The following is a 17,717-nucleotide window of genomic DNA, read 5'->3' on the forward strand; positions in this document are numbered from 1 at the left end:
CAAGCTAAGGAGGAAATCATGTCGGAGCAGATGAACAAATCCCATGCGATCATCGTCATGGGAGTCAGTGGCTGCGGCAAATCCTCCGTCGGCGAAAAGCTCGCCGAAGCCCTGCATCTGCATTTCGTCGAAGGTGATGCGCTGCATCCGGCCGCCAATGTCGAGAAGATGTCGAAGGGCATTCCGCTGACCGATGAGGACCGGATGCCCTGGCTCGACCGCATCGGCGAAGACATGAAAGCCTCGCTGGAGAAGAGCGAGGGCATTATCGTCTCCTGCTCGGCGCTGAAGCGCATCTATCGCGACAGGCTGCGGTCTGCCGTCGGCGGCAATCTTTTCTTCGTCTATCTCGAAGGTTCCAAAGCGTTGCTGATGAAGCGGATGGGCGAGCGCAAGGGACATTTCATGCCGGCCTCGCTGCTCGAAAGTCAGCTGGCGACGCTGGAACCGCCGACCGGCGAACCGGGCGTCGTCACCGTTGATATCGACGACACGATCGAAGGCATCGCCGCAACCGCGCTCAAGAGCCTTTCAGCGCTCGGCATTACGGCTTGAAACGCTGCGGCGAATAGGCCGCGATATCGATGAACGGCGTCTCGCCGGTGATGAGTTCGGCAAGCACACGGCCGGTCACCGGCCCGAGTGTCAGCCCGTGATGGGCATGGCCGAAGGCAAACCACAGGCCCTGATGGCGCGGCGCCTTGCCAATGATCGGCATCATGTCTGGCGTGCAGGGGCGCGCGCCCATCCAGGGTTCGGGATCGAGCCTGCCTCCAAGCGGGAAGATCGTGCGCGCTACGGCTTCGGCGCGGTCGAGCTGGACCGGCGTCTTCGGCGCATCGAGCGTTGCAAACTCCGCCCCTGTCGTCAGGCGGATGCCGCGGCGCATCGGCGCAAGGAGATAGCCGCGTTCGGCATCGAGTGTCCAATTGTTGAGCACGGCATTGCCTTCGGCGGCATAGTGCATGTGATAGCCGCGCTTGACGCCGAGCGGGAATGAATAGCCGAGCCGGCGCGTTGCAACGGCCGCCCAGGGGCCGAGCGCTATCACGGCATCCTCGGCTTCGAGTGGACCTTCCCTCGTCAGGATCTTCCAGCCGGAGCCGAACGGGCCGAGCGAGGCGGCGTCACCCGTGACGAAGCGGCCGCCGATACTTTCGAAATAGCGGCGATAGGCCGATGTCAGCGCATGCGGATCGAGCACCGACCAGGGATCGCGCCAGCGGATGCCGCCGGCGAAATCGCCGGTCATATGAGGTTCGATGCGGGCGATATCGGCCGAAGTCAGGCTGTCATACTCCACGCCGAATTCATTCTGCCAAAGTGCTGCCTCCGCAAGAGCCCCATCGCGCTTGGCTTCAGTGCGGAAAATCTTGATCCAGCCGTCCTTGCGGATCAGCTCTTCGGCCTGCGACGCCTCGATCAGGTCCTTGTGTTCGGCAATCGAATTTTCGATCAGCGGCGCATAGGCCCGGGTGATGATCGCGTGGCGGCGCGCATTGGAGTTCCACCAGTAACGGGCGAGAAAGGCGATCTGGCTCGGCAGCGTGCGCAGGTGATAATGCGCGTCGATGCGGTTGTTCAGCGCATAACGCAGCAAAAGCCCGAGCTGCTGGGGAAAGCCGTAAGGCGCAACACCTTCCCGCTGGATCAGGCCGGCATTGCCGAAGGAGGTTTCGTTGCCCGGATCCTTGCGGTCGATCAGCGTCACCTGCCGGCCGCGCCGCTGAAGATGGATGGCCGTGGAAACCCCGACGATGCCGGCGCCGAGCACGATTGCGTTTTTCGTCATTTCCGCTTGCATTCCGCTTTGTTTATCGGGGTGAAAATGCCCCTGCCGATAAGGCGGCGCAAACGAAAAATCGCCTTCATTTCAAAATCATTGCGCTTTTCAGTGCGGCATTTTCAGCCTTGACGCGGACATAGAGGATAAGCGCGTTGAGAAGTGAAAAGGCGACTGCGTAAAACGGCAGGCCGAAGGCGAGGGGAAGGGCGGCGATCTCGCCGACGACGATCGCATAGTTCGGATGGCGGAGGAAGCGATAGGGCCCGGATCTGACGAGCGGCGCGCCCGGCAGGACGATGATACGTGTCGTCCAGCGACCTTTCAGCGTCGCCAACACCCAGAGCCGCAGCGCCTGCAGCCCCATGAACACCAGAAACCAGAAGAGCTCGACCGGCCTGCCGGGGGCAAGCAGCCAAAGGCCGATGATCCAGCCAGCATGAAGCGCCACCATGAGGGGATAATGCTCGGGTGCCACCTCTTTGGCGCCTCTGGCAAGAAGCGCCGCCGTGTTGCGCCGGGCAAGCACCAGCTCCCCCAGCCGCTGCAGCGTTACGAATGCAAGAAGCGCGATCGACGGCCACATCATGCCGCCCTCCTGAGCGTCACGCAGCTGGCCGAAAAGCCCGGACCCATGGCGATCATCGCGGAGCGCGCCGGCAATCCGGCGCGGATTGCCCGCTCCAGTACGAACAGGATGGTCGGCGAGGACATGTTGCCGTATTCGGCAAGCACGGCGCGTTCGTAATCGAGCGTGCCCGGCACCATCGAAAGCGCGCTCTCCATCGCGGCCAGCACTTTCATGCCGCCGGGATGGCAGATGAAGCGGTCGATATCCTCCACCCTCAGCCCGTTGCGCGCCAGAATGGCCGTTACCGCCGGGCCAAGCTCCTTTTCGGCAAAGGGCGGCAGCGATTGCGCCAGCACGATACCGAAGCCGCCGTCATCGATCTTCCAGCCCATGATATCGAGCGTGTCGGGAAAGAGATGTTCGCCGGTCGACTCCACTTCCGCCAACCCTTCTTCGCCTGATCGCAGCACGCAGGCGGCAGCGCCGTCGCCGAAAAGCGCCGTCGCGATGATGTTCGGCCGCGTCAGTTCGTCCAGCCGGAAGGCGAGCGTGCAAAGCTCGATCGAGACGAAAAGCACAACAGTGCCCGGCCGGCTTCGCGCCAGCCGCGAGGCGATGGCAAAGCCTGACACGCCGGCGGCACAGCCAAGCCCGAAGACCGGGACGCGTTCGATATCGGGTCTGAAACCCATCCTGCGGCTAAGCTGCGCATCGAGGCTCGGCGTCGTAAAACCGGTGGAGGAGACGGTCACGACACAGTCGACATCACCGGCCTCAAGCCCTGCCTGACGAAGGGCGGAGGTGGCAGCCTCGACGAAAAGCCCGCCCGCCACCTCTGCAAAAGCCTGCATCCGATCCTGCCAGCCATGCGGCTCGTCGAACCAGGCAAGCGGCCGCGCCGCATGGCGCTTGTCGATGCCGGCGCTATCGAAGACGCGGGCAAGATGGCGGAAATCCTCGAAGCGGTCGGCAAACAGCCGGGCCGAGGCTTCGACCGCCTGTTTTTGGAAAATGACATGTTCGGGTGTGGCAACGGCGAGGCTGACGAGTTTAACGGTGTCGGTCACAGAATTCTCCTTGTCCCTCCGGCGGAACGAAGGAAAACACGCGGACGCCCAAATTATTCAGCTCTGAAGCTTCACGAAAGGGTGAAGAAAGAAATGCAAGCAGCAGCCGAATAAAGCTGGATGCAGCGGTGTTCTCTCGTCGCAACGTCACTTTCGAGGAGTTTCCCCATGACGATCACGACAGTCCGCATCGCTTCCATCATTCTCGGCGGCTGCCTTGCCGCTTCTGTTGTCTCCGGACCGGTTTTTGCGGTCGGCGATGACAGTAGCACGACCCCGGTCTGCAAGAAGGGCGAGATCTACGACCAGAAGACCAAGAAATGCGTCAAGCAGCAGAGCGCCAACGTCTCTGACGAGAACCGCGCCGACTATGCCTATTCGCTGGCCAAGGCCGGCCGCTATGAGGAGGCGCTTGCCGTGCTCGACACGGTCAAGGATCAGAACACCGCCGAAGTGCTGAACTATCGCGGTTATGCCACCCGCAAGCTCGGCCGCACCGACGAGGGCATTTCCTATTATCTGCGGTCGGTAAAGATGGACCCGCAATACGCCAAGGTCCGCGAATATCTCGGCGAAGCCTATGTCATCAAGGGTCAGCTCGATCTCGCCAAGGACCAGCTGAAGTCAATCAAGGCGATCTGCGGCACGGGCTGCGAGGAATATCAGGATCTGAACGCTGCAATCCTCGATCCCTCGAAGATCTGATCAGCGGGCCACGGGGGCGGGAAAATGGAAGCACGAAAGGGATGTAAGAATGTCGGTCGCGCGCACCCATTTTCCTGCCTATAGTCGCGCGAGAATGGAATCGCCGGTTCATCCGGCGGTTTCGAGGGATGCAGGATTGGCGGAGGCGGCCATCGCGAGCGAAGCGGATATCAGGAGCGGCCTGACGGAAAATCTGGCAAGGCTCTGGCGTTATGGTCTCGTTCTCTCGCATCAGCGCGATGTCGCCGACGACCTGGTGCAGGCGACCTGCCTTCGCGCGCTCGAGCGCGCCGATCAGTTCATCCCCGGCACCCGGCTCGACCGCTGGCTGTTTTCGATCCTGCATTCGATTTGGCTGAACGAGATCCGCTCGCGCCGGGTGCGCCAGGGCCAGGGTTTCGTCGATGCCGGGGAGACGCTGACCTTCGACGGCGCCCACGACACCGAAACCCATGTGATGGCGAACCAGGTGCTGAAACAGGTGAATGCGCTGCCCGAGGCGCAAAGGACGGTGGTTTTCCTCGCCTATGTGGAAGGACTTTCCTATCGCGAGGTTGCGGGCATTTTGGATATTCCGATCGGAACCGTGATGAGCCGGCTGGCGGCCGCGCGCGCCAAGCTCTCCGACGCCGGACCGGAAGGGGGACGGCAATGACGAAGAAACACACCATTCCCTCCGACGAGGAGCTGACCGCCTTCATCGATGGCGAACTGACAGCCGAAGAGGCTGCGCGCATCGAGGCCATTGTGAACGAAGACGAGAGCACCGCCGAACGGCTGGAATTCCTGGCGCGCGCCAACCTGCCCTTCGAGCAAGCCTTCGCCCCGCTGCTCGCCGAAGCTCCACGCCAGAAACTGGAAGTGATGCTCGCCGCTATGCCGGCGTCGCCCGCAAGATCCGGCCCCGCGCCCGCATTCGCCACTCGTCGCCGCTTCCTCGGCGCGCTCGCCGCCTCGCTGGTCGCCGGCATCGCGATCGACCGCGCCGTCATCGGCATCGGCAAAGGCTTTTCGGCAAAGGACGAAAACAGCGAATGGCGCGCCGTGGTCGCCGACTATATCTCGCTCTATACCGCCGAAACGCTCGCCGGCCCCGTCCCCGGCAGGGAGGACCAGGCCGCCCAGCTCGCCAGTCTTGACGAGAAGCTCGGCCTGTCACTCTCCCCCGAAGCCGTCTCGCTGCCGGGGATTGATTTCAAACGCGCCCTGCTGCTGCAATATGATGGTAAGGCGCTCGCCCAGATCGCCTACCTCGACCCCGAAACCGGGCCGATGGCGCTCTGCATCGTCAAGTCTGACAAGGGGCCGAAGGCGCCGGACCTCGAAAGCCGCAAAGGTATGAACGTCGTCTACTGGTCGAACGCGACGCACGCCTTCATGCTGATCGGCCGCATCCCGGTAGACCGCATGAAGGAGTTGGGAGAGGACGTCAGGAGGAGGCTTTCAGCCTAACCTCTATATTCTGCCAAATCGCAGCTATCTAATCCACCAGACCACGCAAGTACTGGCCGTAATCCCCTTTGCCCGCTTTGGCGGCAATCTGGGCGAAGTACTCCTTCGTGATGAAGCCTTTCGCCAGCGCGATTTCCTCCGGGCAAGCGATTTTGAAGCCCTGGCGTTTTTCAAGCGTGCGGACGAACTCGCCGGCCTCAAGCAGACTTTCGGGCGTGCCTGTATCAAAGCCAGGCATATCCCCGGCCCATCATCGAGACCCGCAGCTTCCCCCGCTCCAGGTATGTCCTGTTGACATCGGTAATCTCGTATTCGCCGCGCGGCGATGGCTTTAGATTGGCTGCGATGTCCACGACGTCAGCATCGTAAAAATAAAGACCGGTGACAGCCCAGTGCGATTTGGGCTTGGCCGGCTTTTCTTCGATCGAAATTGCAGTCATATCGCTGCCGAATTCGACGACGCCGTAACGTTCGGGATCGCGCACGTGATAAGCGAATACCGTCGCGCCATCACCCTTCGAAACACCCTCTTCAAGCAGTTCGGCAAGCCGTCGCCGAAATAGATATTGTCCCCAAGGATCAGACAGGATGGTTCGCCCGCCACGAAGTCTGCTCCGATGATGTAGGCTTGGGCCAGTCCATCGGGACTTGGCTGAACCGCATAGCTCAGAGACATGCCCCATTCACTGCCGTCACCCAGCAATCGCTGAAAAAGCGACATGTCGTGCGGAGTGGAGATGATCAAAACTTCCCGTATGCCAGCCAGCATTAAGGTCGTCAGCAGGTAGTAGATCATCGGCTTATCATAGATCGGAAGCAACTGCTTCGAGACCGAAGAAGTCATTGGGTGCAGACGACTGCCGCTCCCGCCCGCAAGCCCGCAACCACAATACCTTTCATACCGCCTCCTTCGGCTCTTCCAAGAGCTTTGTTACAGCAATGCGCGCTGATATCCGCCACTCCCGCATGCTTACACCATAAAGGCCCTTCAACTTGTCGCAGCATAATCTGGAATTGGCTGGCCGTTTCGCCGCCGTGAGGTAGTCAGCGGTTGCAATGTCTTTGACGGTGACACGTTTGCCGGTCTTTTCCTCGAGACATCGTTTTCACGAAGTTATGGCCAAACTTCGAATAGACCCAGGCCGTCCGCAGGATGGCATGGTTCTCATTCTCTGCGGCGACCGCATATTCTCCCTCGAGCTTCGATCTGCCATAGACGGATACCGGCCCGACTGGGTCGCTCTCGACATAGTGTTCGGGCTTGTCCCAATCGAAAACATAATCGGTCGAAAGATGGATGACGGGAAGGGATAGCGCGGCAGCTGCTGCGGCGATGGCTCTTGCGCCGTCTCGATTGATAGCGAAAGCTGTCGCCTTCGGCTTTGTCAACGGCCGTGCAGGCGGCGGTTGAGACGACGACGTCAGGTTTGATTTTGGCAATGATGTCACTTACCGTCGAAGGCGTGAGCAAATCCAGCTCGGGCCTGCCGATGGCGATGACCTCGATACCTCCCGCGTTCAGCGCTTGCAACGCAGACGTTACCTGGCCGCTCCTGCCTGTTACCGCGATGCGCATCTCATACCTTTTTCAACACGCCAAGTCGTTCACCGGAATACACACGCTCGCGCAGCGGCTGCCACCACCAAGCGTTTACCAGATACCACTCAACGGTCTTGCGAATACCGCTGTCGAAATTCTCCAGTGCTCGCCAGCCGAGTTCGGTCTCGAGCTTGGTGGCGTCGATAGCATAACGTGCATCGTGGCCCGGCCGATCGGTAACGTAGCTTATGAGATCGCTGTGCGACGCGGTTCCTGGCCGGACTTCATCCATGATCGCGCACACGCGCTCGACAACTTCGATATTTCGCCGCTCGTTGCGACCGCCGACATTGTATTTTTCGCCGGGACGGCCTCGTTGCACGATCAGCCAGAGCGCCCGCGCGTGGTCGTCAACATAGAGCCAATCGCGAACGTTGGAACCGCTTCCGTAGACGGGCAACGGCTTCCGTTCCAGCGCGTTCAATATGATGAGAGGAATAAGCTTTTCCGGGAAATGGAAAGGACCGTAATTGTTCGAACAGTTGGAAATGATCACCGGCAGGCCGTAAGTCCTCTCCCACGCCGTCGCGAGGTGATCGCTGGCCGCCTTGGACGCGGAGTAGGGAGAGGACGGATCGTAAGGTGTCGTCTCGGCAAACAGCCCGTCTTCACCGAGGGAACCATAGACTTCGTCGGTAGACACATGCAGCATCCTGAATGCCGCCTTTTCGTCCGCCGGAAGACCTTGCCAATATTGCCGCGCGGCCTCCAGGATGCTGAAGGTGCCGTTTATATTCGTTTCAATAAAATCCGCCGCCCCGGTGATCGAACGGTCGACATGACTCTCCGCCGCCAGATGCATCACATAGTCAGGACGAAACTCCTCGAAGGCGTTGCTGACAGCGCTTCTGTCGCACATGTCGGCTTTGAGAAACCTGTAGTTGGGAGCATTCTCGATTGCCTTCAGGGAGGCGAGATTGCCGGCATAGGTCAGCTTGTCGATATTGAGCACTTCGGCGCCGATGTCGCTGACGAGATAGCGCACCAATGCCGAACCGATGAAGCCCGCGCCACCCGTTACAAGAACACGCATGAGGCCCTCCGTTTCACGAAAATTGAAAATATTGGGGGAGTTCGGAAAGCAGTGGCTGGTTACTGTCCTTATCAGAAAGAACGTAGGCATCCATCTGCGGCCACTCGATCCCGATCTCGGCGTCGTTCCACCGCACGCCACGGTCATGCTCCGCGCTGTAGGGAGCTGTGACTTTGTAGCTTATGATCGTATCAGGCTGCAAAGTTACGAACCCATGCGCAAATCCGGGCGGCACCCAAAGCTGTGAGCCATTCTCCGGGGACAGTTCGGCTGAGATCCACTTCCCATAGGTCGGAGAGCCATACCTGATATCGACGGCCACATCCAGGAGCGCGCCACGTAGGCAGCGTAGAAGTTTGCCCTGCGCAAAGGGAGGCAGCTGAAAATGCAATCCCCGGACGGTCCCCGGTTGGGCTGAAAGGGATTCATTATCCTGCACGAAGGAAACGTCGGCCACGTTGCTGCGGAACCAGGAATCCTTGAAGACTTCGCTGAAATAGCCCCTCGAGTCACCAAATCTGGCAGGAGTGACCTTCTTGACGCCTTCGATCGCCAGTTGCTCTACCTTCAACGAAGGCATCCTTGGACCAGGCTCGACCGCTGAATGTGACGGCGGGTGGGGCCTGCAATATAGCCAATTGCAAAGCACATACATTGGCGAAGGCGAGACGGCAACTGGGGTGCGACGTGAGATGGTATTCGTCCACCTCGTCGCATCCGTACTCGCGCTGGCCGTAGTTGAGGGGATGGTTCGTGCTTATGTCGCCAGTCGCGACCGGCACGAGACGCGTAGAGGATTTGCTTCAGTCGCTGGCGGAAGTAAAGATATCTGGCGGAAGTAAAGATATCAGGACACGAAATCGGCATATGCTCGCGCTATACCATCGCTAAGTGATGTGGTCGCCTTCCACCCAAGTGCCGACAAACGGTCAACGCTCATCAGTTTGCGCGGCGTTCCGTCCGGCTTCGTCTGGTCGTAAACAATCTCGCCCGTGAAGCCGACCACCCCCATGATGGCCTCGGCAAGTTCGCGGATGGTAATGTCTTCGCCCGTCCCGATATTGATGAGCCCCTCGTTGACGTCCTTTTCCATCAAAAAAACGCAAGCGTCAGCCATGTCGTCGACATACAGGAACTCACGCATTGGCCGACCGGACCCCCAGACGACCAGCTGCCGGTCGCCGCGAATTTTGGCCTCATGGACCTTTCTGATCAGGGCCGGCATCACATGGCTACTGTCCAAATCATAGTTGTCATTCGGCCCGTACAGATTAGTCGGCATCCCCGAGACATAGCGGGTTCCATATTGCCGATTGTAGCTCTCGCAGAGCTTGACGCCCGCAATCTTGGCTATCGCATAGGGCTCGTTCGTCTGCTCCAGGGGGCCAGTCAGCAAATACTCCTCGCGAATGGGCTGAGGGCAGTCGCGTGGGTAGATGCAACTCGAGCCAAGAAAAAGCATGCGTTCCACACCAGCCTGCCAGGCGGCATGAATAACATTCGTCTCGATCATCAGATTCTGGTAGAGGAACTCAGCACGATAAACGTTATTTGCATGGATGCCGCCAACCCTTGCAGCGGCCATGAAGATGTAGTCCGGCCGCTCCGCCTTCATGAATTCCGCAACGGCCGCCTGATTGACGAGATCCAGTTCCGCGTGGCTTCTGGTGACGATGTTCGTGTAGCCGCCAGCCTTCAGCCTCCGGACAATTGCCGACCCCACCATGCCTCGATGGCCTGCAACATAGATTTTCACGTCTCTGTTCATCGGATCACTCGTGATAGTCGTATGCGGAGAAGCCGTGGCGTTTCACGAGTTCGTCCCGCTCGGCGGACTTAAGATCCTCGCGCATCATTTCCGCAACAAGCTGCTTAAATGTTATCCTTGGTTCCCAGCCGAGCTTTTCCTTCGCCTTCGACGGATCGCCTAGCAGGGTCTCGACCTCTGTGGGACGGAAGTACCGGGGGTCAACCGCGACGATGCAGCGGCCGTTCTCGTCGTAGCCTTTTTCCTCCGCGCCTGATCCCTTCCATGAGATTGGAAGTCCAATCTCATGGGCCGCGGCGTCGACAAATTCGCGGACGCTGTACTGCACGCCAGTGGCAATGACGAAATCTTCCGGTTCGTCCTGCTGCAGCATCAGCCATTGCACCTCGACATAGTCCTTGGCATGCCCCCAGTCTCGCTTTGCGTCCATATTGCCGAGATAGAGGCAGTCCTGAAGGCCGAGCTTGATGCGCGCCAGTGCACGGGTGATCTTGCGCGTCACAAATGTCTCGCCCCGCACCGGGCTCTCGTGGTTGAAGAGGATGCCGTTGCAGGCATAAATGCCATACGCTTCCCGATAGTTAACCGTAATCCAGTAGGCGTAGAGTTTGGCGACAGCGTAAGGCGAGCGCGGATAGAAAGGGGTCGTTTCGCGTTGCGGGATTTCCTGCACCAGGCCGTAGAGTTCGGAGGTGGACGCCTGGTAGAAACGCGTCTTCTTCTCAAGGCCGAGAATGCGGATCGCCTCGAGGATGCGCAGCGCGCCGAGCGCGTCGGAATTGGCCGTATATTCCGGCTCTTCGAATGAGACGGCGACATGCGACTGCGCCGCGAGGTTATAGATCTCGTCGGGTTGGACCTGCTGGATGATGCGAACGAGGCTCGATGAATCCGTCATGTCCCCGTAGTGCAGCACAAGCCTGCGGTTGGTGTCGTGTGGATCCTGGTAGAGGTGGTCGATGCGGTCGGTATTGAAGAGGGACGTGCGGCGCTTGATGCCGTGCACCTCATATCCTTTCTCAATGAGAAGCTCTGCAAGATAGGAGCCGTCCTGGCCCGTGATGCCTGTGATGAGGGCTCTTTTCATGTCACATACCTCTCAAGGTAGATTGTCTTTCGAATTGCTGGGCCTTGTATCCGCGCATCTGCGAATTGTAAATGAACCTCGGGCAGCGCGAACAGGTTGGGCTGGACTATTTTCAGGCGCATCTTTTCATTGTTTGGCGATTATCTGCGCGCTTGAGGGCGCAACTTACGGATTGCCACCAAGTTTTCGATTCCATAAACACATGATCAGCGTCGTCACTAGCGTCCCAAGCCTGGACGCGAAGAATCGTATGAGCAAAACGTTACAAAACGGCTTGTCATTTCTGCGGGCCGCCGCTATTGGCTGTGGCCGAGCTTGATCTAGGCTTTGGCCAGCTTTCCTTCCTGTGCGGAAATTCGACGCTGCTTGCCGCCTGGGCATGATCCCAGACTAACGAATTTGTTGGTTGCAGAAGATTCCAACGACAGAGGTTAAAATGTTTCGCAAAGATGTTCTCGATGAATCGCCGTTCGTTATTGCCGAAGTAGGCCAAAATCATCAGGGAGACCTGGATATCGCCAGGGAATACATTCGAATTTACGCATTCGAAGGCGCGGATGCGATCAAGTTTCAGACGCGCAACAACAGGTACCTTTTTTCTGAGGATGCTTATGCGGCGGGGTATGACAGCGAAAACGCTTTTGCAGAAACCTACGGCGCTCATCGAGAGAAGCTCGAATTAAAACCGGAATGGTTGCCGATCCTGAAAGCTGATTGCGAAAAGCACGGCGTGAAGTTCATGTCGACGCCATTCGACGAACCGAGCCTTGATATCCTCCAGCAGATTGATGTCGACCTGTTGAAAGTGGCTTCGTTCGATCTTGGGAACCTTCCCTTCCTCAATCGGATCGCGAAACTCGGTAAGCCCGTAGTCATGAGCATTGGCGGCGGCAAGATCGAACAGATCCGGTCCAGCGTCGAGGTCGTGTTGAAGCATCACAATCAGTTGGCGATCCTGCACTGCGTCTCCGAATACCCGTGCGAGTACAACCGCCTTGGGCTGGACAACATCGAGAATCTGATCAAGGAGTTTCCGGATTGTGTCATCGGCTCGTCCGATCACTTCAACGGGACCTTGTCGGGCCCGATTGCCTACATGAAGGGCGCGCGCGTATTCGAAAAGCACGTTACCCTCAACCGCGCCTGGAAGGGCACGGACCACAGCTTTGCACTGGAGCCCGATGGCTTCCGCAAGTTCGTGCGTGACATCAAGCGCGTCCGCGCGATGATGCCTCAGAAGCCGGCGGACGAGATCGGCAACGAAAGAGTGTTCAAGAAGCTGGGCAAGTCGATCATCGCATACTCGGACATCCGCGTCGGCGAAGAGCTGACCCTGGACAAGCTTTCGGGTCGCATTTTCAATACCCATTACATACCTGTGCGGGAGAGCAATAAGGTTCTCGGAAAGACCGTGAAGCGGGATATTGCAAAGGGTGAACCCATTCAATACTCCGATTTCGACTGAGCTTCCGATCCGAGGTGTCAAGGGGATGCGCACCGAGCCTCAATACGGAACGTCCCCGAAGAACCCACGGATTGGCAGATCGGGTAAGGAGAGCGGCGCCCAGTCGCTCTCCGCCTGCGCGGCCTGCATCGAGACGAGGTGGCAATCATGAATGTCGATGGACTTTTTGACGTGAGTGGCGACGTCGTCCTTGTAACCGGTGTTTCCGGCCAACTGGGCGGCGAGTACGCCAAGGCTTTTCTTGCGCGCAATGCGCGTGTTGTTGGCCTTGATCTCCGTCCCTCTGCCGGCAGCCTCGTGATGCAGGACGAATACCCCGACAATTTCATGTTTTGTTCGGCGGACGTGACCAAGAAGGCGTCATTGGAGCAGGCGCTTCAGGACGTGACCGGTAGATTCGGTACGCCCACCGTCCTCATCAACAATGCCGCTATCGATTCTCCGCCTTCCGCCCCGCCCGAGGAAAACGGCCCGTTTGAAGACTACCCGGAAGCGTCTTGGGACAAGGTTATCGACGTGAACCTCAAGGGCGTCTATCTCTCATGCCAGGTATTCGGCGCCGCGATGGCCAATGCCGGCAAGGGATCAATCATCAACGTCGCTTCCATTTATGGGCTCGTTTCTCCCGACCAGAGCCTCTACGAATATCGCCGAAAGCGCGGAGAGGTCTTCTTCAAACCCGTGGCCTATTCAGCATCGAAATCCGGTATCCTGAATCTGACGCGATACCTGGCGACTTATTGGGCGAAGCGCAACGTGCGCGTGAACTCGCTCACGATCGCGGGCGTCTTTAACAACCAGGAGCAGGACTTCCTCGATGTCTACTGCAGCCGGATCCCGATCGGTCGTATGGCGAGCGTCGATGAATACAACGGCGCTATGTTATTCTTGGCGAGCCCTGCATCCCGATATATGACGGGCTCTAATCTCATCATCGACGGCGGCTGGACGGCAATCTGAACATGACGACGCTTCGCATTCTCAATTGGATCAACGGCCAGGCCAGCCACGCCTCGAGTGAAGGATGGCTTGAGAAATTTAATCCGCACAGCGGCGAACTCCTTTATCACGTGGCTGACTCCTCGCAGAGGGATGTTGAGCAAGCGATAACGGCAGCGCGTTCGGCGTTCCCAGCCTGGGCGGAGCTTACACCCGTAAAGCGCGGCCAGATTATGATGGATATCGTCGCCCTGATGAAGCGACGTTCCGATGAGCTGGCGGATTGCATTGCGCTTGAAACCGGCAAACCTCCGCAGGATGCCAAAGGCGAGACGGGCGGAGCGATCATGCAGGCGGAATATTTCGCCGGCGAGGGTATGCGCCTATATGCCAGGTCGCTGACCTCAGGCACGCCCGGCAAATACAGCCACACCGTGCGCCAACCTCGTGGCGTAGCCGGCCTGATCGTGCCGGCAAATACGCCGATCGCCAATATCGCATGGAAGACTTTTCCTGCGCTTATTTGCGGCAACACGGTGGTTCTAAAAGCTGCCGAGGACTCTCCGCGCATAGCTCAACTCTTTGCAGAGCTGACCAAGGAGGCGGGACTGCCCGACGGCGTATTCAACGTCGTGCATGGCCGTGGCGAGCCGGCTGGCTCGACGTTGGTCACAGATGAGCGGGTCGACATTATCAGCTTCACGGGCTCAACCGGAGTAGGCCGCAGGATTGCGGAAGTCGCCGGAAAGCGTCTCGCACGTATTTCTCTCGAACTGGGCGGCAAGAACCCCTTCGTCGTCTGTGATGACGCCGATCTCGATCAGGCGGTGCACTGGGCGGCGCTGTCAGCCTTCAGCAATGCCGGCCAGCGCTGCGCTGCCGGTAGCCGCATGCTGGTCTTTAGGTCGATCTACGAGGAGTTTCGGAACCGACTGACCGCAAAGGCCAGAAGCCTCAAGCTGGGTGTTGCCGCCGGATGCGATCTCGGGCCGCTCGTCAGCCTCCGCCAGCAGCAGTCTGTGCTTTCCGCCATCGAGCGCGCAAAAGAACAGGGCGGCCAGGTGCTTTGTGGGGGACGCACACCGGACGCACCGGAGTTGGCCGGAGGCTATTATGTCGAGCCTACAGTTATCGATGGCCTTGCCACCACGTCGGATCTCAGTTGCAAGGAAGTCTTCGGTCCGGTGACGACACTCCATCCCATCGGCAGCATGGCCGAGGCGCTGGACGTAGCAAACGCCACCGAATACGGATTGACCGCTGCTGTGCACACCCGCAACGTCGATCGCGCGATGTGGTTCGCCCAAAGGGTCAAAGCCGGCGTCGCCAACGTCAACATGGGTACGTATGGGAGCGAGCCGCACATGCCGTTCGGCGGCTTCGGGTCGTCCGGGAATGGCACGCGCGAGCCTGGAGTCGAGGCGCTAGATGTGTATTCGGAACTGAAAAACATCTCCTTCCTTGTCCGCCCGGGGATGCTTTGATCATGACGACGAAACCGCGCTCTGTTGCCTTTATTCCCGCACGCTCTGGTTCAAAGCGGGTACCCAACAAGAATGTCCGGCCGTTGGCCGACCATCCCATGATCGCCTATTCGATCCGCGCCGCCATCGACAGCGGTGTTTTTGACGCGGTTATCTGTGCAACGGACAGCGAGATCTATGCGGACATCGCCCGCCACTATGGCGCCGAAGTGCCGTTTCTGCGTGCCGCGGAGATCTCCACCGACAAATCGCCGGATATCGAATGGGTGGTTTGGATGCTGGAACAACTTCGTGTCGAGGGGCGCGAGTTCGACGTATTCAGCATTCTGCGCCCCACCAGCCCGTTTCGTCTTCCAGAGACGATCCAGCGGGCATGGCAGCACTTCACGGCGGATCCAAGAGCAGATTCTCTTCGCGCAATCGAAAAATGCAAGCAGCATCCCGGCAAGATGTGGGTCATACGCGAGAACAGGATGCTGCCACTAATCCCATTCAGCATCGGCACGACGCCATGGCATAGCAGTCAGTATGCGGCTCTGCCCGAAGTCTATGCGCAGGATGCCAGCCTTGAGATTGCGTGGTCGCGTGTCCCGCTCGAAAGCAACAGCATCGCCGGCGAATCGATCATCCCTTTCGTCAGCCAAGGCTATGAAGGCTTCGATATCAACGAACCGGCCGACTGGTGGATGGCTGAGCGATTGCTGGCGACGCAATCGGCGGTTCTCCCAAATATCTCAATCAACCCCTATAACCTATTGAATAGACCGGAGTAAATCGTGGGCGATCTCGTAGGACAAGCGGTAGAAGGCACCCTTTATTACCTGCCGTATAAGGAATTTCAGCGGGTACGTACGATCAGCGCACCTCGCGAGCAGAGAGCAGCTCTATTTTCTGATATGTGCCGCCTGAACGCGCTCTACATGATCGGTCGGGCCGGCTCCGGTCATATCGGCAGCAGCTTCAGCAGTCTCGATGTCGTCAGCTGGCTTCTCCTCGAAGAAATGACGGGCGATGATGTCTATTTCAGCTCCAAGGGGCACGATGCGCCAGGCTATTACGCGGCACTGATTGGCGCCGGTAAGCTCGATTTCGAGCTTACCCACAAACTTCGCCAGATAGATGGTCTGCCCGGCCATCCCGACGTCGGCACTCCGGGTATGGTGACAAATACTGGCTCGCTCGGCATGGGCGTCTCTAAGGCCAAGGGCATGGTGATTGCGAACAGGCTTAACAACCGCCCGGGGCGCATCTTCGTGATGACGGGCGACGGCGAGCTTCAGGAAGGCCAGTTCTGGGAATCCCTAGTCTCGGCAGCCAATTTTGGGCTGCAGGAGATTACGGTCATCATCGATCACAACAAGCTGCAGTCGGACACTTTCGTGAAGAACGTGTCTGATCTTGGTGACCTTGAGGCAAAACTCAGGGCGTTTGGATGGTGTGTCGCTCGCTGTGACGGAAACGATATTGCTGCTTTTGCCGCCACACTGACCGCCATCCAAGACGATCCACGTCCGAAAATTATCGTTGCCGATACCGTCAAGGGCAAGGGCGTCTCCTTCATGGAGCACACCTCGCTGGATTCCGACGTGGCCATGTACCGCTTCCACAGCGGCGCGCCTGATGCGAGTAACTATTGCGCTGCTGCGCAGGAAATTATGGATCGTCTGCAAGCCAATCTGAGCGGCGCCGGTATCACCGGGCTGGAGTTTGAAACGCTGGAGCGGCCTGCATCCGCGGCCCCGTCGGAAAAGGCTCAGCGCCTGGTTGCCGCCTACAGCAAGGCTCTGATCGCACAGGCTGAGAAGCATTCGAACCTCGTTGCCCTTGACGCAGATCTGGTGCTGGATACCGGCCTCATCCCATTCCGCGAGCAGTTTCCCGATCGATTTGTCGAATGCGGTATCGCAGAACAGGATATGGTTTCCACAGCCGGCGGCATGGCGCTGAACGGCCTGCTGCCGATCGTCCACTCATTCGCGTGCTTCCTGTCGACGCGGCCAAATGAGCAGATCTACAACAACGCCACGGAAAAGACGAAGATTATATATGTCGGCTCCCTTGCAGGCGTCGTTCCCGGCGGCCCGGGCCACTCGCATCAATCCGTTCGAGACATCTCTGCGCTGGCAGCCATGCCTGGAATGACGCTGGTCGAGCCGTCTTGCGATGCGGAAGTTGGTCTGCTCCTGGATTGGTGCGTGAACGAAGCTCCTGGCAGCAGCTACATTCGGCTGATTTCACTACCTTGGGAAATCCCGTATTCACTTCCGGCCGACTACCGGCCAACAAACGGCCGAGGACTCACTTTGGCTGAAGGAGAGGATGTCGCCATCATCGCTTACGGACCGGTGCTCCTGAGCAATGCGATCGCCGCCTCAAAAGTGCTCGCTGAGAAGCACGGTATCAGTGCCAAGGTCATCAACCTACCTTGGCTAAATCACGTGGATGCGGAGTGGCTGCAATCGACGGTTTCAGCTTGCAAGGCAGTTGTTTGCCTCGACAACCACTATGTCATCGGTGGTCAAGGCGATACGATCGCGCGTGCGCTTGCCGAGGCCGGAACCGGAATTCCCGTCAAGCACATCGGGATCACCGAGGTTCCTCCTAGCGGAACCAACGTCCAAGTCCTCGGCGCCGTTGGCCTCGATGCCTCGGCGATCGCCGAGACGGTCGCGTCGGTACTCCGTTGATGCGGGTGTCGCGCGCGTACGGGCTCTCTATGAGGGTGGCCACGGCAAGCGTCGTGGCCAGGTTGGTCTTGCCATG

The 17,717-nt window shown here is 58.8% G+C and carries 17 protein-coding genes and 2 pseudogenes; 9 read left to right on the forward strand and 10 right to left on the reverse strand.

Annotation, left to right across the window (positions count from 1 at the left end; all coding sequences use genetic code 11):
* The first annotated feature begins 18 nt into the window (after positions 1-18).
* Positions 19-555: a gluconokinase gene (locus tag B5P46_RS06585; protein WP_432431465.1), complete on the forward strand. Its 537-nt coding sequence runs from the start codon at positions 19-21 to the stop codon at positions 553-555.
* On the opposite strand, the gene B5P46_RS06590 is transcribed toward B5P46_RS06585, so the two are convergent.
* The 3 genes from B5P46_RS06590 to B5P46_RS06600 form a co-directional block, all read right to left on the reverse strand.
* Positions 545-1,792: an NAD(P)/FAD-dependent oxidoreductase gene (locus B5P46_RS06590; RefSeq protein WP_129417987.1), complete on the reverse strand. Its 1,248-nt coding sequence runs from the start codon at positions 1,790-1,792 to the stop codon at positions 545-547. The genes B5P46_RS06585 and B5P46_RS06590 overlap by 11 nt on opposite strands.
* A 76-nt stretch (positions 1,793-1,868) precedes the next feature.
* Positions 1,869-2,372 (reverse strand): isoprenylcysteine carboxyl methyltransferase family protein, encoded by a 504-nt coding sequence (locus tag B5P46_RS06595; protein WP_129417988.1) that lies wholly within the window; start codon positions 2,370-2,372, stop codon positions 1,869-1,871.
* The gene (locus B5P46_RS06600; protein WP_129417989.1) at positions 2,369-3,421 is read right to left on the reverse strand and encodes a type III polyketide synthase; all 1,053 of its coding nucleotides are present in this window, start codon (positions 3,419-3,421) and stop codon (positions 2,369-2,371) included. The genes B5P46_RS06595 and B5P46_RS06600 overlap by 4 nt, the downstream gene beginning before the upstream one ends.
* Before the next feature lie 168 nt (positions 3,422-3,589).
* Here B5P46_RS06600 and B5P46_RS06605 point away from each other — a divergent pair, with 168 nt between their 5' ends.
* From B5P46_RS06605 to B5P46_RS06615, 3 genes are read left to right on the forward strand one after another with little or no spacing between them, the layout of a single operon-like run.
* Positions 3,590-4,126: a tetratricopeptide repeat protein gene (locus B5P46_RS06605; RefSeq protein WP_129417990.1), complete on the forward strand. Its 537-nt coding sequence runs from the start codon at positions 3,590-3,592 to the stop codon at positions 4,124-4,126.
* A 49-nt stretch (positions 4,127-4,175) separates the two neighbouring features.
* Positions 4,176-4,781 (forward strand): RNA polymerase sigma factor, encoded by a 606-nt coding sequence (locus B5P46_RS06610; protein ID WP_129417991.1) that lies wholly within the window; start codon positions 4,176-4,178, stop codon positions 4,779-4,781.
* Positions 4,778-5,578: an anti-sigma factor family protein gene (locus B5P46_RS06615; protein WP_129417992.1), complete on the forward strand. Its 801-nt coding sequence runs from the start codon at positions 4,778-4,780 to the stop codon at positions 5,576-5,578. Before B5P46_RS06610 ends, B5P46_RS06615 begins: the two co-directional genes overlap by 4 nt.
* A 28-nt stretch (positions 5,579-5,606) precedes the next feature.
* Here the strand turns inward: B5P46_RS06615 and B5P46_RS34815 are convergent, their stop codons facing one another.
* The 7 genes and pseudogenes from B5P46_RS34815 to gmd form a co-directional block, all read right to left on the reverse strand.
* Complete coding sequence (locus tag B5P46_RS34815) at positions 5,607-5,816, reverse strand: hypothetical protein (protein WP_245456108.1); 210 nt, start codon at positions 5,814-5,816, stop codon at positions 5,607-5,609.
* Positions 5,803-6,422, reverse strand: a pseudogene (locus tag B5P46_RS35485) (sugar nucleotidyltransferase). The gene B5P46_RS34815 and the pseudogene B5P46_RS35485 overlap by 14 nt, the downstream one beginning before the upstream one ends.
* Before the next feature lie 52 nt (positions 6,423-6,474).
* Positions 6,475-7,154: pseudogene (locus tag B5P46_RS06625) on the reverse strand (SDR family oxidoreductase).
* Between the two features lies 1 nt (position 7,155).
* Positions 7,156-8,211, reverse strand: a complete 1,056-nt coding sequence (rfbB, locus tag B5P46_RS06630; protein ID WP_129418844.1) for a dTDP-glucose 4,6-dehydratase — start codon at positions 8,209-8,211, stop codon at positions 7,156-7,158.
* A 13-nt stretch (positions 8,212-8,224) separates the two neighbouring features.
* Positions 8,225-8,791 carry a dTDP-4-dehydrorhamnose 3,5-epimerase gene (gene rfbC, locus B5P46_RS06635; RefSeq protein WP_129417993.1) on the reverse strand — a complete coding sequence of 189 codons (567 nt, stop codon included), beginning with the start codon at positions 8,789-8,791 and terminating at the stop codon, positions 8,225-8,227.
* Positions 8,792-9,058: 267 nt separating this feature from the next.
* Positions 9,059-9,979: a GDP-L-fucose synthase gene (gene fcl, locus B5P46_RS06640; protein WP_129417994.1), complete on the reverse strand. Its 921-nt coding sequence runs from the start codon at positions 9,977-9,979 to the stop codon at positions 9,059-9,061.
* A 4-nt stretch (positions 9,980-9,983) separates the two neighbouring features.
* A complete protein-coding gene (gene gmd, locus B5P46_RS06645) occupies positions 9,984-11,066 on the reverse strand; it encodes a GDP-mannose 4,6-dehydratase (protein ID WP_129417995.1) in 1,083 nt (360 codons plus the stop codon).
* 436 nt (positions 11,067-11,502) lie between these two features.
* Between gmd and B5P46_RS06650 the strand changes: the two genes are divergently transcribed.
* The 5 genes from B5P46_RS06650 to B5P46_RS06670 all read left to right on the forward strand — a co-directional run bounded on the left by B5P46_RS06650 (position 11,503) and on the right by B5P46_RS06670 (position 17,641).
* A complete protein-coding gene (locus B5P46_RS06650) occupies positions 11,503-12,531 on the forward strand; it encodes an N-acetylneuraminate synthase family protein (protein ID WP_129417996.1) in 1,029 nt (342 codons plus the stop codon).
* A gap of 147 nt (positions 12,532-12,678) precedes the next feature.
* Positions 12,679-13,491, forward strand: coding sequence for an SDR family oxidoreductase (locus B5P46_RS06655; RefSeq protein WP_129417997.1), 813 nt, complete (start codon positions 12,679-12,681; stop codon positions 13,489-13,491).
* Positions 13,492-13,493: 2 nt separating this feature from the next.
* Positions 13,494-14,954, forward strand: coding sequence for an aldehyde dehydrogenase family protein (locus B5P46_RS06660; RefSeq protein ID WP_129417998.1), 1,461 nt, complete (start codon positions 13,494-13,496; stop codon positions 14,952-14,954).
* Positions 14,955-14,956: 2 nt separating this feature from the next.
* Positions 14,957-15,727, forward strand: coding sequence for an acylneuraminate cytidylyltransferase family protein (locus B5P46_RS06665; protein WP_129417999.1), 771 nt, complete (start codon positions 14,957-14,959; stop codon positions 15,725-15,727).
* A gap of 3 nt (positions 15,728-15,730) precedes the next feature.
* Positions 15,731-17,641 (forward strand): transketolase C-terminal domain-containing protein, encoded by a 1,911-nt coding sequence (locus tag B5P46_RS06670; protein WP_164986458.1) that lies wholly within the window; start codon positions 15,731-15,733, stop codon positions 17,639-17,641.
* The last annotated feature ends 76 nt before the right edge of the window (positions 17,642-17,717 follow it).

The sequence above is a fragment of the Rhizobium leguminosarum genome, assembly GCF_004123835.1.
GTDB lineage: Bacteria > Pseudomonadota > Alphaproteobacteria > Rhizobiales > Rhizobiaceae > Rhizobium > Rhizobium leguminosarum_M.

Excerpts from the sequence above, each read along its gene's own strand:
- B5P46_RS06610 (WP_129417991.1), top strand. The coding sequence starts at position 4,176 with ATGTCGGTCGCGCGCACCCATTTTCCTGCCTATAGTCGCGCGAGAATG.
- B5P46_RS06585 (WP_432431465.1), top strand. The coding sequence starts at position 19 with ATGTCGGAGCAGATGAACAAATCCCATGCGATCATCGTCATGGGAGTC.
- rfbB (WP_129418844.1), bottom strand. The coding sequence starts at position 8,211 with ATGCGTGTTCTTGTAACGGGTGGCGCGGGCTTCATCGGTTCGGCATTG.
- rfbC (WP_129417993.1), bottom strand. The coding sequence starts at position 8,791 with ATGCCTTCGTTGAAGGTAGAGCAACTGGCGATCGAAGGCGTCAAGAAG.
- B5P46_RS06650 (WP_129417996.1), top strand. The coding sequence starts at position 11,503 with ATGTTTCGCAAAGATGTTCTCGATGAATCGCCGTTCGTTATTGCCGAA.
- B5P46_RS06590 (WP_129417987.1), bottom strand. The coding sequence starts at position 1,792 with ATGACGAAAAACGCAATCGTGCTCGGCGCCGGCATCGTCGGGGTTTCC.
- B5P46_RS06595 (WP_129417988.1), bottom strand. The coding sequence starts at position 2,372 with ATGATGTGGCCGTCGATCGCGCTTCTTGCATTCGTAACGCTGCAGCGG.
- B5P46_RS06660 (WP_129417998.1), top strand. The coding sequence starts at position 13,494 with ATGACGACGCTTCGCATTCTCAATTGGATCAACGGCCAGGCCAGCCAC.
- B5P46_RS06665 (WP_129417999.1), top strand. The coding sequence starts at position 14,957 with ATGACGACGAAACCGCGCTCTGTTGCCTTTATTCCCGCACGCTCTGGT.
- gmd (WP_129417995.1), bottom strand. The coding sequence starts at position 11,066 with ATGAAAAGAGCCCTCATCACAGGCATCACGGGCCAGGACGGCTCCTAT.
- fcl (WP_129417994.1), bottom strand. The coding sequence starts at position 9,979 with ATGAACAGAGACGTGAAAATCTATGTTGCAGGCCATCGAGGCATGGTG.
- B5P46_RS34815 (WP_245456108.1), bottom strand. The coding sequence starts at position 5,816 with ATGCCTGGCTTTGATACAGGCACGCCCGAAAGTCTGCTTGAGGCCGGC.
- B5P46_RS06615 (WP_129417992.1), top strand. The coding sequence starts at position 4,778 with ATGACGAAGAAACACACCATTCCCTCCGACGAGGAGCTGACCGCCTTC.
- B5P46_RS06605 (WP_129417990.1), top strand. The coding sequence starts at position 3,590 with ATGACGATCACGACAGTCCGCATCGCTTCCATCATTCTCGGCGGCTGC.
- B5P46_RS06655 (WP_129417997.1), top strand. The coding sequence starts at position 12,679 with ATGAATGTCGATGGACTTTTTGACGTGAGTGGCGACGTCGTCCTTGTA.